The following is a 15,085-nucleotide window of genomic DNA, read 5'->3' as shown; positions in this document are numbered from 1 at the left end:
CCGGCTGCCGTGACCGAAACGCCGCCGCGGCCCGCGGCGCTGACCAGCCGCGTCACCGGCAGCCTCGCGCGGCGCATGATCGCGATCGCGGCGATCTGGATTTCGGTGCTGCTGATCGGCGGCGGCTTCGCGCTCGACCGGGTGCTGACCGGGGCGATCACGCGCAATTTCGATTCGAGCCTCGAATATGTGCTGATCGCGATGATCCGCTCGTCCGAAATCGGTCCCGACGGCGAGGTGCGGCTGATCGAGCCGCTCGGCGACCAGCGCTTCCTCGAACCCTATAGCGGTCTCTACTGGCAGATCAGCGGGGCGGGGCAGGAACCCTATCGCTCGCGTTCCTTGTGGGAGCGCACGCTGCGGCCGCCGCGCGAGCATATCGATACCGCGCTCCACACCTATAACAGTAATCAGTTTCCCGACGAGGAACTGCGCGTCCTCGAACGCAACGTCATCCTGCCGGGCAGCAAGACCAACTGGCGCTTCCAGATCGCCCAGTCGCGCGACGCGCTCGACCTTCAGGTCCGCGCGGTGCGCGCGACGCTGATCCCCAGCCTGGCGCTGCTCGGGCTGGGGCTGATCATCCTCGCGGCGCTCCAGACTTTCTACGGGCTGCTGCCGCTGCGCCATATCCGCCGCGCGATCGCGGCGATGCGCGGCGGGCAGAACCGCCGCGTCACCGCGCCGCTGCCGCTCGAGGTACAGCCGATGGTCGACGAACTCAACGCGCTGCTCGCGCATAATGAAAAACAGGCCGAGGAAGCGCGGCTGCACGCGGGCAATCTCGCCCATGCGCTCAAGACGCCGCTGACCGTGCTGGTGAACAGCGCGACCGGCTCCGACAGCGACCTCGCGAACACGGTGCGGCGCGAGGCGGCGACGATGCAGCGGCAGGTCGAGCATCACCTCGCGCGCGCGCGCGCGGTCGGCCGCCGCGGCGCGGCGCAGGCGCGCGCCAATGTGCGCGAGAGCGTCGACAGCGTCTCGCGCGCGGTCGGGCTGCTCTATCCCAATGTCCGCCTCGACGCGGCGGGCGACCGGACGCTGGTCGCACGGCTGGAGCGGCAGGATCTGGACGAGCTGATCGGAAATCTGCTGGAAAACGCCGCCAAATATGGCGGCGGCAGCGTGTTCGTGACGATCCAGCGCGACGGCAATATGGCCGAGATACTGGTCGAGGACGATGGCGCGGGCATCTCGCCCGCCGATCGCGAGCGGGTGATCGACCGCGGCGTGCGGCTCGACAGCGGCAAGCCGGGAACCGGGCTGGGGCTCGCGATCGTCCGCGATGTGGCGGAGATTTACGGCGGCAGCATCGCGCTGGAGGAAAGCGAGGATCTGGGTGGGCTGCTCGTGCGGCTCAGGCTGCCGGCGGGGTAGGCGGGTTTGGGGCGGGGAGCGGCACCTTCCCAACTTTCGTCATTCCCGCGAAAGCGGGAACCCAGAGCGTGCGTCGGCTGACCCCGCCCTGGGTTCCCGCTTTCGCGGGAATGACGAAGATAGGAGATGCTGCGCGCTACTCTTTCGTCATCCCGGACTTGATCCGGGATCCATTCACCCGGCGTTGAGAGAATGGATCCCGGATCAAGTCCGGGATGACGATGTAAGCTAGGTCGGCTTCCGGTCGTTTCAGGACATTTTCCGTCCCGGTCGTCGGAACCGAAATCGTCGCGCTTTGAATAAGCTGGCCTCCATGTTAGCTTCCCGCTGCTATTGCGGATTCACCTTTGGGGAAGGGGGAACTGGGATGCACGGAGCCTTCAAATTAGCCGCGATCTTCGGGATCGGGTTTTCGCTTTCAAGCTCTACGACATTGCCGGTTTTTTCGGCCGCTGCTCTCGATGCTCTCGATCCCAGTCGCCTCGCCACTCTGTTGTGTGGAGCGGAAAAGGCAGGATCCGCCCTGGCTCGCGAGCTTCTGATCGCCTCGGCGTTCGCGGCGCCGGCAAGCGCGGCGGGGTCGATCCCGCTTTTCGCCGATCTCGCCGCCTCACCGTTTCCCGTTTCGACACGCGATCCGCAGGCGCGGCGCTATTTCAGCCAGGGGCTTCTCCTGACCTATGGCTTCAACCACGCGGGCGCGGTGCGCTCGTTCCGCGAGGCGCAGCGGCTCGACCCGGAATGCGCGATGTGCTGGTGGGGCGAGGCGGTCGCTCTCGGCCCGAACATCAACGCGCCGATGGACGACCGCGACCATGCGGCGGCGCTCGACGCGATGGACCGGGCGATGGCGCGGCGCGACGGGGCGTCTCCCATGGAACGGGCGCTGATCGAAGCCGTCGCGCATCGCTATTCGCGCGATCCGGGCGCGGATCGCGCGGCGCTGGACATGGCCTATGCCGACGCGATGCTCGATGTTGCGCGCCGCTTTCCGGGTGACGACGATGTCGCGGTGCTCGCCGCCGAGGCCGCGATGGACACGAGTCCGTGGAATTATTGGGAGAGCGACAAGAAAACGCCGGTGGCCCGCAGCGGCGAAGCGGTGCGGCTGATCGAAACGGTGCTGGGCCGCAATCCCGCGCATGTTCAGGCAAACCATCTCTATATACACCTGATGGAAGCGAGCGATCCGCAGCGTGCCGAGGCCGCTGCGGACCGGCTGGCGAACCCGCGTGCGCCGAGCGCGGCGCATCTCGTGCACATGCCGGGGCATATCTATCAACTGCGCGGGCGCCACGCCGATTCGATCCGCGTGAACGTCGCGGCGGCGCGCGCTGACGAAGCCTTCATTCGCAGCGCCGGCGATCATGGTCTCGTCCGCTACGGCTATTATCCGCACAATATCCACTTCATCGTGACGTCGGCGCAGATGGCGGGCGACATGCCCACCGCAATCCGCGAGGCGCAGCGGCTCGGCACGGTGCTCGACCCCGCGACGTCGGAACGGATCGCGTGGATCCAGTCGATCGACGCGGCGCCTTATCTGGCAATGGCGCAATTTGCCGAACCGAAAGCCATATTGGCGATGGCGGCGCCCGATGCGCGCCTCGCTTACCCCACCGCGATGCGCCATTATGCCCGCAGCATCGCTTATGCCCGCCTCCGCGATCGAGCCGGCTTCGAGGCCGAGCTGGCGGCGATGGCGCGGCTCAGAACATCGGACGCCATGAAGGGCATGATCGAGCAGGGCGTTCCGGCCGATGATCTGGTGAAACTCGCCGAGCTGGTTGCGCGTGGCCGCTTCGCCGCGACCGAGCGTCGCCATGACGAGGCGATCGCCTTCTATCGGCAGGCGATCGAGATCGAGGGACGGATTCCCTATCAGGAACCCGCTTACTGGTATTATCCGGTCCGGCAGTCGCTGGGGGCGGCGCTGTTCGAGGCGGGGCGCTATGCCGATGCCAGCGCGGCGTTTCGCGGCGCGTTGGCGCAGACGCCGAACAACGGCTGGGCGTTGTATGGCCTAAGTCGCAGCGAGGCCAGGCAAGGGAATAAGCTGGAAGCCGCGGCGGCCGACAGAGCCCTGTCGAAGGCCTGGCTGGGGGATGCGCGCTGGCTGCGGATGGACCGGCTCTAGCCGCGTCGACCACGTCGACGACGACCGATGGGCTTAGGGTCCTGACCCTAAAGAAACGCCATTTCCTTCAGCCAATTTTCCACCAGTTCCGGCCAGCGGGTGATGCCGTGTTCGTTCGGCCTCAGGCCGAACGCGTGGCCGCCTTTGGCGAACAGATGAACCTCGGCAGACACGCCGGCGTCGTCGAGCGCGCGCGCATAGAGCGTGCTGTTGCATATATCGTCGACCGGGTCGTTCCACGCCTGCAGCAGAAAAGTCGGCGAGGTCTGTTTGGTGACGTGCAGATCGGGGTCGAGCGTCGCGCCGGTGCGGCAGAGGTGGCCGGGATAAAGCGCGATCGCGAAATCGGGACGACTGCTCAGCCTGTCGGCGTCGTCGACGGGTTTATAGACCGGATCGAACAGGTTGCTGGTCTGCGCGACGAGGTATCCGCCCGCCGACATGCCGATCACGCCGATCTTGGCCGGATCGATCATCAAGGCCTTGGCCTGGCTGCGGACGAGGCGGATCGTCCGCTGGGCATCCTGAAGCGCGCGCGGAACGTCGGGGGTGATATGGCATTTGCAACCCTTGTCCCAATGATGGGCGCTTTTTGGGACGCGGTATTTCAGGAGAATGCAGGTGATGCCCTTCGCCGTCATCCAATCGCATATCTCGGTTCCCTCCAGATCGATGGCGAGCCCCTGAAACCCGCCGCCGGGAAAGACGATCATCGATACGCCGCTGTTCCGGCCCTTGGCGGGAAACACGGTCATCGTCGGGACGGAGACATTGAGGATGAAAGTCCATGGGCGCCCCGCGACGGGGCGATCCGCCGTCACCGCGCTCTCCGCGGGCTGCGATGCATCGGCGCCGTCGGGTCTTTCGCTGGGCCAGATCGGTATCTGGCGAAGACCGGACGGAGGTTGCCAGACGCCCGCTGGCGCTGGCGGCGTGGGCTTGGCTTCTGCTCCGGCCGTCACGACCGCCGGGGCGATCGTCAGGCTCGCCAACAATGTCGTCACGAGACCGGATCGGCGCAGCATGTCATCCTCCTGGTCCGCGGAGCATGATCATCGCGCCCCGCCCCAATGGTGAAGGAGCCGGTTGTCGCGAGCAAGCGCCGACGCGGACGCTGCGGCTACTTATCCACCATGTGCGGTTCAGGCCGCTCCGACGACCAATCCGCGCTGCACCGCCGGACGCGCGAGCCCGCGGTCGAGCCAGGCCTGGACATGCTCGAACCGCTCGAACCCGACGATTTCCGCCGCGTCGTAGAAGGTAATCAGGTTGCGCACCCAGCCGAGCAGCGAGATGTCGGCGATGCTGTAATCTTCGTCCATGATCCACGTCCGCTCCGCCAGCCGGCCGTCGAGAACGCCGAGCAGCCGCGCCGATTCCGCCGCGTAGCGATCGCGAGGGCGTTTGTCCTCATAGTCGCGGCCAGCGAATTTGTGGAAGAAGCCGAGTTGACCGAAGATCGGCCCGGCGCCGCCCATCTGCCACATCAGCCACTGGATCGCTTCGTACCGGCGGCCGGCGTCCTCGGGAAGGAACCGCCCCGTCTTGTCCGCAAGATAGATCAGGATCGCGCCCGATTCGAACAGCGCGAGCGGTTTGCCGCCGGGGCCGTCGGGGTCGTAGATCGCCGGAATCTTGCCGTTCGGGTTGAGCGACAGGAAAGCGGGGTCGTGGCTTTCGTTCGCCATGATGTCGACGCGGTGCGCCTCATAGGGCAGGCCGGTTTCTTCGAGTATGATGCTGACCTTGACCCCGTTGGGGGTCGGCGCGCCGAAAAGCTGGAGCCGGTCGGGGTGCTCGGCCGGCCATTTGGCGAAGATCGGATGGGTCATGCCTCGCTCTCCCGCTTGGCCTGTTCGTGGTGACGGATCACTTCGTCGATGATGAAGCGCAGGAATTTTTCGGTGAAATCGGGATCGAGATCGGCGTCGCGCGCCAGGCTGCGCATCCGCTCGACCTGTCGCGCCTCGCGGTCCGGGTCGGCGGGGGGCAGGTCGATCCGCGCCTTGAGTTCGCCGACCGCCTTGGTCACCTTGAACCGCTCCGCCAGCATATAGACGAGCGCCGCGTCGATATTGTCGATGCTCTGGCGGTAACGGCTGAGTTGATCGTCCATGCGCGGCTCCTCTTATGCCCGGCACGCTTGGCACCGGGCGGGGGAGCAAGGCAAGCCGAAAGTCGTTGCAAATTTGCAGGCGCGCGGCCAATGCGGCGCTTGTCATGACTGCGGACATCCACCAGCTCCACGGCGACCGGCCGCCCTCGCTCGACCCGATGATGGCGCTCGTCGCCGCCGACATGAACGAAGTGAATGCGGTCATTCTCGACCGGATGCAGTCCGAAGTTCCGCTGATTCCCGAGCTGGCGGGCCACCTGATCGCGGGCGGCGGCAAGCGGATGCGGCCGATGCTGACGCTCGCCTGCGGCAAGCTGCTCGACTATCCTGGGCATCGCCATTGCAAGCTCGCCGCCGCGGTCGAGTTCATCCATACCGCGACCCTGCTCCACGACGATGTCGTCGACGGGTCGGACCTGCGCCGCGGCCGCAAGACCGCGAACATCATCTGGGGCAACAGCGCCTCGGTGTTGGTCGGCGATTTCCTGTTCAGCCGCGCTTTCGAGGTGATGGTCGAGGACGGGTCGCTGAAGGTGCTGAAGATCCTCTCGCGCGCCTCGGCGGTGATCGCGGAGGGCGAGGTCAACCAGCTTTCGGCGCAGCGCCGGATCGAGACGAGCGAGGACCAGTATCTCGCGATCATCAACGCCAAGACCGCCGAGCTGTTCGCCGCCGCATGCAAGATCGCCGCGGTCGTTGCCGAGCGCGACGACGCGACCGAAGCCGCGCTCGACGCCTATGGCCGCAACCTCGGCATCGCCTTCCAACTCGTCGACGATGCGATCGACTATGTTTCCGACGCGGAAACGATGGGGAAGGGGGTCGGCGACGACTTCCGCGACGGCAAGGTGACGCTGCCCGTCATCCTCGCCTATGCGCGCGGCAGCGCCGAGGAGCGCGAGTTCTGGAAACAGGCGATCGTCGGGCACCGCACGTCGGATGCCGACCTTGCCCATGCCAAGAGCCTGCTGTTGAAGCACGACACGATCGCCGACACGCTGGCGCGGGCGCGCCATTACGGCCAGCGCGCGGTCGATGCGATCGGCGGTTTTCGCGCAAGCCAGGCGAAGAACGCGCTGACCGAAGCCGTCGCCTTCGCGGTCGCCCGCGCTTATTAGGCTTTTTCACCCATTTCTCATATGCATGTTCCCCCGCGAAGGCGGGGGTCCATCTCCGGCCGGTGCAAGGTGGAACTGGCAGAAGATGGGTCCCCGCCTTCGCGGGGACACGGATTGGAATATCGCAAGGTTGGCGTTGTGATGATGAGGCCAGTAACGCGCCCATGACAAAAATTCCGCTCCCCATCGACGCGGTGCTGCCCGACATCATGGCGGCGCTGCTGCTGAAGCCCAATGCCGTCGTCGTCGCGCCGCCGGGGGCGGGCAAGACGACGCGGGTCGCGCCCGCGTTGCTCGATCAGCCGTGGTGCAAGGGCGCGGTGTGGTTGCTGTCGCCGCGTCGGCTTGCGGCGCGCGCCGCGGCCGAGCGGATCGCCGAGGAGATGGGCGAGGCTGTCGGTGGGCGCGTCGGCTATGCGACGCGGCTCGACAGCAAGCAGTCGGCGGCGACCCGGCTGCTGGTGATGACGCCGGGGCTGTTTCGCAACCGCATCCTCGCCGACCCCGAGTTGCACGGCGTCTCGGCGGTGCTGTTCGACGAAGTCCACGAACGCAGCCTCGACGGCGATTTCGCGCTGGCGCTCGCGATCGATGCGCAGCAGGGACTGCGCGACGACCTCCGCCTTGTCGCCATGTCGGCAACGCTCGACGGCGCCCGCTTCGGGGCGCTGCTCGGCGATGCGCCGGTGGTGAGGAGCGAAGGCAAGAGCTGGCCGCTCGACCTGCGCCATGTCGGTCGCCGCGCCGAGGATCGGCTTGAGGCGTCGGTGCTCGCGGCGGTGCGGCAGGCGATGGCGGACGAAAAAGAGGGCGATATACTCGCCTTTCTGCCCGGCGCCGCCGACATCGAGCGCGCCGCGGCGGCGGTCGAAGCGGCGGGGCTGCCGCTCGTCGTCCACCGGCTGCACGGGCAGATCGATCCGGCTGCGCAGCGGAAAGCGCTGGTTCGCGACCCCGACGGCGGACGCAAGCTGATCCTCGCCACCAGCATCGCCGAGACGAGCCTGACCATCGAAGGCGTGCGGATCGTGATCGACGCGGGATTGTCGCGGCGCCCACGCTTCGACAAGGCCGCCGGGATTGCGCGGCTTGTCACCGAGCGCGCGAGCCAGGCGTCGGCGACCCAGCGCGCGGGCCGCGCGGCGCGCCAGGGGCCGGGGGTCGCCTATCGCTTGTGGGAAGCCGCCGCGACCGCGGGGATGCCGCCCTTCGACCCGCCCGAAATTCACGAGAACGACCTGATGCCCGTCGTACTCGACTGCGCAAGCTGGGGCATCGTCGATCCGCGCCAACTGGGCTGGCTCGACCCCCCGTCGCCCGCCGCCATCGCCGAAGCCAAGGCGCGGCTCCAGGCAATCGGCGCGCTCGGCTACGACGGACGGATCACCGCGCACGGCAAGGCGCTCGCCGCAATTCCGCTACCGGTGCCGCTCGCGCATATGCTGATCGACGCAGCACGTGCGGGGGAGGCCGATTTGGCGGCCAAGCTTGCGGTGTTGCTCACCGAGCCGGGGCTCGGCGGACGCGGGGTCGATGTCGAGGCGCGGCTTTCGCGCTGGCGGGGCATGAAGGGCGACCGCGCCGAAGGGGCGTGGCGGCTCGCGCGGCGGCTGGCCGGGGTTGGCGAACGGCTGGCGGCGAATGCGGGCGCACTCGGCGAACGCTCGGTCGGCGGCTGGATTGCGACCGCGTGGCCCGACCGCGTCGCGCGGCAGCGCGCGGGGCAGCGCGGCGACTATCTGAGCGCGGGCGGCCGCGCCTACAAGCTCGATCCGCTCGATCCGCTGGCGAACAGCGAATGGCTCGCCATCGCCGACGCGCAGGGGCACGCGGCGGGCGTGCGCATCCTCGGCGCGGCCCCGATCACGCTCGCCGAGGTCGAGGCGATCTTCGCCGACCGGATCGAGAGCCGCTCAGCGAGCCGCTACGATGCGGATAGCGACCGCGTCGACCACCGCCGCGAGCGCCGCCTCGGCGCGATCGCACTGTCGAGCGGGCAGGCGGGGCGGGCCGAAGGCGCCGAGGACGATGTCGCGGTGCGCCTCGCGGCGGTGCGTGAAAAAGGGCTCGGGCTGATCGGTTGGGGGCCGGTGTCGCAGGCGCTGCGCCAGCGCGCGTCCTTTGCGGGGCTCGATGCGCTATCGGCGCCCGCGCTCGCCGACAGCCTCGACATCTGGCTCGCGCCCTTGCTCGACAAGACGCGCGGGCTGCGCGATATCGGCGACCAGCGGCTTGCCGACGCGCTGTCCGGCCTGCTCGACTGGCCCGCGCGGCAATTGCTCGAAAAGCTCGCGCCCGCCGATTATGTAACCCCTGCAGGCAGTCGCCATGCGATCGACTATGGCGCCGACGGCGGCCCGACGGTCAGCGTGCGGGTGCAGGAGATGTTCGGCCTCGCGCGCCATCCGGCGATCGGCGATCCGCCGGTGCCGCTCGTCCTCGCGCTGACCTCGCCCGCACACCGCCCGATCCAGACGAGCCGCGACATCGCCTCCTTCTGGAGCGGAAGCTGGTCCGAGGTCGCGAAGGAGATGCGTGGGCGCTACCCCAAGCATAGCTGGCCCGACGACCCGGCGTCCGCGCGGCCGACGTTGCTGACCAAGGCGGCGCAGGCGCGGCGCGATGGGCAATAGGCCTCTTTTCGTGGACGTAGCTTGGCGCTAAGGCGGCGGCAGAGTCACCCTGTCAGGACGAGTGTCGATGAAAGCGCGTATCTTCCAGAAACCCAAGAATGCGATGCAGTCGGGCCGTGCCGGCACGCAGCGCTGGATGCTGGAATATGCGCCCGCCGAGGCGCGCAAGGCCGATCCGCTGATGGGTTGGGCGGGCAGCGGCGACACGCGGCGCCAGCTTCGGCTGGGCTTCGCGACCCGCGACGAAGCGGTCGCCTATGCCGAGAAGAACGGGATCGAGGTCGAGGTCGCGCCGACGCCGGTCCGGACGCTGAAGATTCAGGCCTACGCCGACAATTTCCGCTGAGCGTGTTGGGATTAGGCTGAAACCCTGCCTTTCCTGTCTCGTCATCCCGGCGAAGGCCGGGATCTCGCCGGTGCGCCAGGACGCGAGGAAGAGATCCCGGCCTTCGCCGGGATGACGATTTAATCGGAAATGCTCTAAGTTCCAATTAGCCGGAACGGCTTCGCTGCGCTCGCAATGACGAGGTTGGTGTTATTCCGCGTCCGGCTGCAACAGCTTGTGCAGGTGGACGACGACATATTTCATTTCGGCATCGTCGACGGTGCGCTGGGCTGCGCTACGCCACGCCTTTTCGGCGGATTTGTAATCGGGGAACAGGCCGACGACGTCGAGCGCATTCAGGTCGACGAAATCGAGGCCCTGCGGATCGCTGACGCGTCCGCCGAACACGAGGTGCAATTTGCTCATGGCTAGCTTTCCTTGCGGGTTAGCGCTGGGGAGGGGAGGATGCGCGCCCCTACCAGCGCTTTGCCGCTACGGCAAGTCGGCTCATTCCTCGTCGTCGGCGCGATCCCTGCGAACCGATTTCGGCAGCAGCGAACCGAGCAGCGCGCCGATCGCGACGGCCCCCGCGACAAGCGCCAGCGGCTGTTTCTCGGCCGCGGTTTTGAGCTTGCTGTTCGCGCGTTTTGCCTGCGCCTTGCCCTTTGCATAAGCCTCGCCTGCGGCTTCGCGCGCGGCATCGGCCTGTTCGCCTGCTTTCGCGGCAAGCTCGCTCGTCGCGGCGCGGGCGCGGCCATAGCCGTCCTGGATGCGCGCCTTCGCCGCTTCGGCGGTCGCGCGCGCATTTTCGGCGGTTTTCTCCGCAAGTTCACTCGCTTTCGCGCGGGCGTCGTTGGCGGTTTCACTCAGCGGCTTCATCATCTTCCTCCAGATATGGCTCGGCCGCATCGGGCCGGAATTTGTCCAGGACGGCGTCCGCCAGATCCTGCGCCTTTTGCGCCAGCTTCGGCACATGGTCCTTGATCGGTTCGCGAAACAGCCACGCCACGCCCGCCACCGCGGCAAGCGCGATCGGCAGGCGATTGTCGCGAAACTCCTGCCGCACGATATGCGCGGCATCGTCGACCTTCTCGCCGAGGCGATATTTGCCGCGATCGACGAGCGCTCCCGGCTTGAACGCCGCCTTGGCGACGTCGAGCCGCCGGTGCAGTTCGGCGCGCTGAAGCATCGAGCGGCGCGCGGCGTTGATCAGGCGGTTGCGCGTCCCCGGCATCAGTCGTCGCTCCTTTCGCTGGTCAGGTCGCGCCGCAGCGCGGTGCGGATGTCGCCATAGCTGCGCTGCGCGCGCCATCCCGCAAAGGCGGCGATGGCGAGCAGCACGCCGACGACGATCAGCGTCGCGAGCAGCGGGCCGATATGCGGGGCGAGCACCAGGATCGCCCCGAACGCGAGCGCGAGCATCGCGATGCCCAGCGCCGAGGCGGCGATCGCGCCCCACGCCGCGGTCCAGCTTGCGCCGTGCAGCGCCAGCTCGCTGCGCGCTTCGAGCAGGGCCAGTTCGGCCTTCGCGGTCGCCGAGAGATTGTCGATGACGTCATCGACGATCTTCTCGAGCGGCACCGGCGGCGGCGCGACGGGCCGTCCATCGGGCGCATAGCCGTGGCTGACGCCGTCGAAGCTGCGCGGCCCGGAAGCGGGCGGGAGGTTGGGGTCGGAGGACGGCAAGCGGCTGTCAGTCGTTCGAGCCGCCCTTGAGCATGCGGGCCAGCACAAAGCCGATCACCGCCGCGGCCCCGACGGCGACCGCCGGATTCTTCTTGACCATGTCCTTGGTCGAGGCGGCGAGCTCGTCGAGATCCTTCTTGTCGAGCGTCGTGGCGAGACCGGCGACGGTCGACGCGGCCGAACGGGCATAGTCGCCATACTGCTTGCCGAACTTGCTGTCGACGGTGCCGGCGCTGTCCTCAAGCATCTTGGCGAGGCTGCCGACGGCTTCAGCGGCCTTGTCCTTGCCTTTGGTCGCAGCGTCGCGCGCCCTGGCCGACGCCTGATTCTTCAGCGTCGTCGCCTCTTCCTTCAGCGAAGCGGCCTTTTTCGACGCTTCCGATCGGATCGTGTCGCGCGTCGCCGCGAGCTGGTCGCGGATCGGATGATCCTTGGCCGTCGCCTTTGCCGCGGCGGGCTTGCGCGCGGGCGCGGCCTTGGTTGCGGCGGCTTTCGCGGGCGCTTTGGGCGTGGCTTTCTTGGCGGTGGGAGTGGCGGCTTTGGCCATGGGGCACTATCCTCTTCTTTTATCGAGCCTCGTGCCGTCAGGGGAGTGCCGGTCGTGAGCCCTTTGGTCCTGTCCAGATATATAGCAAGGCGCGGCCAATGGTTCCATAGCTCGTCAAAATTCCTATGCGGTGGTTGCGCTGGCGGCACGGCGCCGATAACAGGCGGGCGCTTTCTCCAATGCCCCGCCGCACGGGCTTCAGCAGGACAGTTCCCATGACCGCCATCATCGACATCCACGGCCGCGAAATCCTCGATAGCCGCGGCAATCCCACCGTCGAAGTCGATGTGCTGCTCGAGGACGGCAGCTTCGGCCGCGCCGCGGTGCCCTCGGGCGCCTCGACCGGCGCGCATGAAGCGGTCGAGCTCCGCGATGGCGACAAGGCGCGCTATCTCGGCAAGGGCGTGACCAGGGCGGTCGCGGCGGTGAACGGCGAGATCGCCGATGCGCTGATCGGCCTCGATGCCGAGGATCAGCGCGAGCTCGACATGGCGATGATCGACCTCGACGGCACCGCGAACAAGGGCCGCCTCGGCGCCAACGCGATCCTCGGCGTCAGCCTCGCCGCCGCAAAAGCAGCAGCGGATGCGCGCGGCCTGCCGCTCTACCGCTATGTCGGCGGTGTCTCGGCGCGCACCTTGCCGGTGCCGATGATGAATATCATCAACGGCGGCGAACATGCCGACAATCCGATCGACGTGCAGGAATTCATGATCATGCCGGTCGGTGCGGGCAGCATCGCCGACGCGGTGCGCTGGGGCAGCGAGATTTTCCACACGCTGAAGAAGGGCCTCGCGCAGAAAGGGCTGTCGACCTCGGTCGGCGACGAGGGCGGCTTTGCCCCGAACCTCGCCTCGACGCGCGATGCGCTCGACTTCATCGCCGCCTCGGTCGAGCAGGCGGGCTTCAAGCTCGGCAGCGACGTCGTGCTCGCGCTCGATTGCGCCGCAACCGAATTCTTCAAGGGCGGCAAGTACGAGATCAGCGGCGAGAGCCTGTCGCTGAGCCCCGAACAGATGGCCGACTATCTCGCCGCGCTCGTCAAGGATTACCCGATCAAATCGATCGAGGACGGGATGAGCGAGGATGATTTCGCGGGCTGGAAGGCGCTGACCGACCTGATCGGCGACAAGTGCCAGCTCGTCGGCGACGACCTGTTCGTCACCAATCCGCTGCGTCTGGAGGAAGGCATCAAAACCGGCCTCGCCAACTCGCTGCTCGTCAAAGTCAACCAGATCGGCACGCTCAGTGAAACGCTCGATGCGGTCGATATGGCGCACCGCGCGCGCTACACCGCCGTCATGTCGCACCGTTCGGGCGAAACCGAGGATTCGACGATCGCCGACCTCGCGGTCGCGACCAACTGCGGCCAGATCAAGACCGGCAGCCTCGCGCGGTCGGACCGGCTCGCGAAGTACAACCAGCTCATCCGTATCGAGGAGGAACTGGGCGACATGGCGCGCTATCCGGGGATGGCGATTTTCGGCTGATCGGCTTGCGGGCTATTCGGCCTCGAACAGAGCCACGTCGATCGTGAAAGAGCCGTCGCGCTCGATCGCATAATGCGTCGTGACATCGCGGCTCGCGGCCTGCTGGAGCGCGCGGATGGCGTCCGCCTGCACCGGCGGGGTCCGCATCCTTGCGGTCCAGTCGGCGAAATCCATGCGCAGCCGCGACCGCGTCAGGGCCCGGATCGAGAAACCGGCCCGCGCGAGCATGGCGGCCCATTCTGCGACGGCATAATCGCGGACGTGCGAAGGATCGCGCAGCACCTCGACCGCCTGCAAATGGGTGTCGAGCGCCGCGCCGCCGGGGGCGACGACGTCGGCGAAAATGGCCGGCGCGCCATCGGCCAGAACGCGCCGCGCCTCGCGCAATCCGGCTTCGGCGTCGCGCCAATGATGGGTCGAAAAGCGGCAAGCAAGGAAATCGAAGCTGCCGTCGGCGAAGGGCAGCGCCTCTGCCGCCGCCGCCGCGACCGCGATATTGCCGAGGCCGCGCCGGCCGGCTTCGGCGGTGACCGCGGCCAGCATGTCGGGCGAGAGGTCGCACGCGACCACCTCTTCAGCATGGGGCGCCAGCGCATAGGCGACATGGCCGCCGCCCGCGCCCAGGTCGAGCGCGCGGCGGGGACGCGCGCTCGCCGCGCGCTCGCCGATACGGACGAGATCCGCGCCCGCCGCGTGGACGCTGCTGGCGACATAGGCGTTGGCGGTGGGGCCGAATTGATCCTGAACGATCTGATCGTGATGGGCGGTCATGCGTATTTTCTCCAACGGGTTTCGCCGCGATGATCGCTGTAAATTACCCTGTTACAATAGAGATAATTATCCTGTTATAAATTGATCCATGCAGACGGACGAACAACGCAGGCTGCTCGGCGCCTTCGTGCGCGCCCGGCGCGAATCGATGGCGCCGGCGGGGGCGTCGCGCCGCCGCCGGACGCCGGGCCTGCGCCGCGAGGAACTGGCCGACCTCGCCGGAATCGGGACGACATGGGTCGCCTGGATCGAGCAGGGGCGCGACGTCCGTGCTTCGGCGGCGACGCTGGCCCGCCTCGCCGTCGCACTGCGCCTGTCCCGCGCCGAGCGCGATTACATGTTCGCGCTCGCCGACCGGCGCGACCCCGACCTAGCCCCCGCCGTGCCCGTGGAGGCCGCGCCGCCCGAGCTGGCCGCGGCGGTCGAGGCGCTGCCCTGGCCCGCCTATGGCCTCGATCCCGCCTGGTATGTCTGCTGCGCCAACGCGGCGGCGCACACCTTGTTCACCGGCCTGTTCGATGGGGAGGCGCATCCGAACCTGCTCCACTACATGTTCCTCCATCCCGCAGCGCGCGACCTGCTTCCCGACTGGCACGCGCGCGCCGAGCGCCTTTTGTCGGAGTTCCGCCACGATTACGGACGGTCGCTGGCCGATCCGCGCGTGCGCGCCGTCGTCGAGCGACTGCGGGCCGACAGCGCGGAGTTCGCGTCGTTATGGGAGCGGCAGGCGATCCTGGCGCACGAGGGCGGCGCGCGGGGATTCGACCATCCCGTCGGGGGACAGTTGAATTTCTTCCAGTTCACGCTCGCCGACGTGGAGCGCGGCGATTTCCGGCTGGTTTTCCTGCGACCCGTTTGAGAGGCTCCCGCAGCGGCGTGTTC

General features: G+C 67.7%; 16 protein-coding genes. 7 read left to right on the top strand and 9 right to left on the bottom strand.

All coding sequences use genetic code 11. The features are described 5' to 3' along the window. Nucleotides 1–75: 75 nt before the first annotated feature. Nucleotides 76–1,380: a sensor histidine kinase gene (locus tag ACVENA_RS09740; protein WP_257551353.1), complete on the top strand. Its 1,305-nt coding sequence runs from the start codon at nucleotides 76–78 to the stop codon at nucleotides 1,378–1,380. 367 nt (nucleotides 1,381–1,747) lie between these two features. Then, nucleotides 1,748–3,517 carry a hypothetical protein gene (locus ACVENA_RS09735; RefSeq protein ID WP_449328632.1) on the top strand — a complete coding sequence of 590 codons (1,770 nt, stop codon included), beginning with the start codon at nucleotides 1,748–1,750 and terminating at the stop codon, nucleotides 3,515–3,517. Between the two features lie 47 nt (nucleotides 3,518–3,564). Here the strand turns inward: ACVENA_RS09735 and ACVENA_RS09730 are convergent, their stop codons facing one another. The 3 genes from ACVENA_RS09730 to ACVENA_RS09720 form a co-directional block, all read right to left on the bottom strand. Further along, nucleotides 3,565–4,542, bottom strand: coding sequence for an alpha/beta hydrolase fold domain-containing protein (locus ACVENA_RS09730; RefSeq protein ID WP_449328631.1), 978 nt, complete (start codon nucleotides 4,540–4,542; stop codon nucleotides 3,565–3,567). A gap of 117 nt (nucleotides 4,543–4,659) precedes the next feature. Continuing rightward, nucleotides 4,660–5,349 (bottom strand): glutathione S-transferase N-terminal domain-containing protein, encoded by a 690-nt coding sequence (locus tag ACVENA_RS09725; RefSeq protein WP_449328630.1) that lies wholly within the window; start codon nucleotides 5,347–5,349, stop codon nucleotides 4,660–4,662. Next, nucleotides 5,346–5,633: a chorismate mutase gene (locus tag ACVENA_RS09720; RefSeq protein WP_257550417.1), complete on the bottom strand. Its 288-nt coding sequence runs from the start codon at nucleotides 5,631–5,633 to the stop codon at nucleotides 5,346–5,348. The genes ACVENA_RS09725 and ACVENA_RS09720 overlap by 4 nt, the downstream gene beginning before the upstream one ends. A gap of 104 nt (nucleotides 5,634–5,737) precedes the next feature. Between ACVENA_RS09720 and ACVENA_RS09715 the strand changes: the two genes are divergently transcribed. From ACVENA_RS09715 to ACVENA_RS09705, 3 genes are all read left to right on the top strand, one after another. Further along, nucleotides 5,738–6,751 carry a polyprenyl synthetase family protein gene (locus ACVENA_RS09715; protein WP_257550415.1) on the top strand — a complete coding sequence of 338 codons (1,014 nt, stop codon included), beginning with the start codon at nucleotides 5,738–5,740 and terminating at the stop codon, nucleotides 6,749–6,751. 164 nt (nucleotides 6,752–6,915) lie between these two features. Further along, the gene (gene hrpB / locus ACVENA_RS09710; RefSeq protein ID WP_449328629.1) at nucleotides 6,916–9,384 is read left to right on the top strand and encodes an ATP-dependent helicase HrpB; all 2,469 of its coding nucleotides are present in this window, start codon (nucleotides 6,916–6,918) and stop codon (nucleotides 9,382–9,384) included. A 67-nt stretch (nucleotides 9,385–9,451) separates the two neighbouring features. Continuing rightward, nucleotides 9,452–9,730, top strand: coding sequence for an ETC complex I subunit (locus tag ACVENA_RS09705; protein ID WP_449328628.1), 279 nt, complete (start codon nucleotides 9,452–9,454; stop codon nucleotides 9,728–9,730). 189 nt (nucleotides 9,731–9,919) lie between these two features. On the opposite strand, the gene ACVENA_RS09700 is transcribed toward ACVENA_RS09705, so the two are convergent. The 5 genes from ACVENA_RS09700 to ACVENA_RS09680 form a co-directional block, all read right to left on the bottom strand. Further along, on the bottom strand, nucleotides 9,920–10,135 hold the full coding sequence (locus ACVENA_RS09700; RefSeq protein ID WP_106000506.1) for a DUF4170 domain-containing protein: 216 nt from the start codon (nucleotides 10,133–10,135) through the stop codon (nucleotides 9,920–9,922). An 81-nt stretch (nucleotides 10,136–10,216) separates the two neighbouring features. Next, nucleotides 10,217–10,591 carry a hypothetical protein gene (locus ACVENA_RS09695; RefSeq protein WP_449328627.1) on the bottom strand — a complete coding sequence of 125 codons (375 nt, stop codon included), beginning with the start codon at nucleotides 10,589–10,591 and terminating at the stop codon, nucleotides 10,217–10,219. After that, complete coding sequence (locus tag ACVENA_RS09690) at nucleotides 10,572–10,943, bottom strand: hypothetical protein (RefSeq protein WP_257550403.1); 372 nt, start codon at nucleotides 10,941–10,943, stop codon at nucleotides 10,572–10,574. The genes ACVENA_RS09695 and ACVENA_RS09690 overlap by 20 nt, the downstream gene beginning before the upstream one ends. Further along, nucleotides 10,943–11,395 carry a phage holin family protein gene (locus tag ACVENA_RS09685; protein ID WP_449328626.1) on the bottom strand — a complete coding sequence of 151 codons (453 nt, stop codon included), beginning with the start codon at nucleotides 11,393–11,395 and terminating at the stop codon, nucleotides 10,943–10,945. The genes ACVENA_RS09690 and ACVENA_RS09685 overlap by 1 nt, the downstream gene beginning before the upstream one ends. Nucleotides 11,396–11,402: 7 nt before the next feature. Continuing rightward, entirely contained in the window at nucleotides 11,403–11,942 is a 540-nt protein-coding gene (locus ACVENA_RS09680; RefSeq protein ID WP_257550399.1) for a hypothetical protein, read from the bottom strand. Nucleotides 11,943–12,157: 215 nt separating this feature from the next. Here ACVENA_RS09680 and eno point away from each other — a divergent pair, with 215 nt between their 5' ends. Further along, the gene (gene eno, locus ACVENA_RS09675) at nucleotides 12,158–13,432 is read left to right on the top strand and encodes a phosphopyruvate hydratase (RefSeq protein WP_449328625.1); all 1,275 of its coding nucleotides are present in this window, start codon (nucleotides 12,158–12,160) and stop codon (nucleotides 13,430–13,432) included. A 12-nt stretch (nucleotides 13,433–13,444) separates the two neighbouring features. On the opposite strand, the gene ACVENA_RS09670 is transcribed toward eno, so the two are convergent. Continuing rightward, a complete protein-coding gene (locus ACVENA_RS09670; RefSeq protein ID WP_449328624.1) occupies nucleotides 13,445–14,203 on the bottom strand; it encodes a class I SAM-dependent methyltransferase in 759 nt (252 codons plus the stop codon). 88 nt (nucleotides 14,204–14,291) lie between these two features. On the opposite strand from ACVENA_RS09670, the gene ACVENA_RS09665 reads away from it, so the two are divergent. Then, nucleotides 14,292–15,062 (top strand): helix-turn-helix transcriptional regulator, encoded by a 771-nt coding sequence (locus tag ACVENA_RS09665; RefSeq protein ID WP_449328623.1) that lies wholly within the window; start codon nucleotides 14,292–14,294, stop codon nucleotides 15,060–15,062. The last annotated feature ends 23 nt before the right edge of the window (nucleotides 15,063–15,085 follow it).

This window comes from Sphingopyxis sp. 550A (assembly GCF_053569535.1).
The sequence above is the reverse complement of the archived record's forward strand: the minus strand, read 5'-3'. Positions and strand labels throughout refer to the sequence as shown.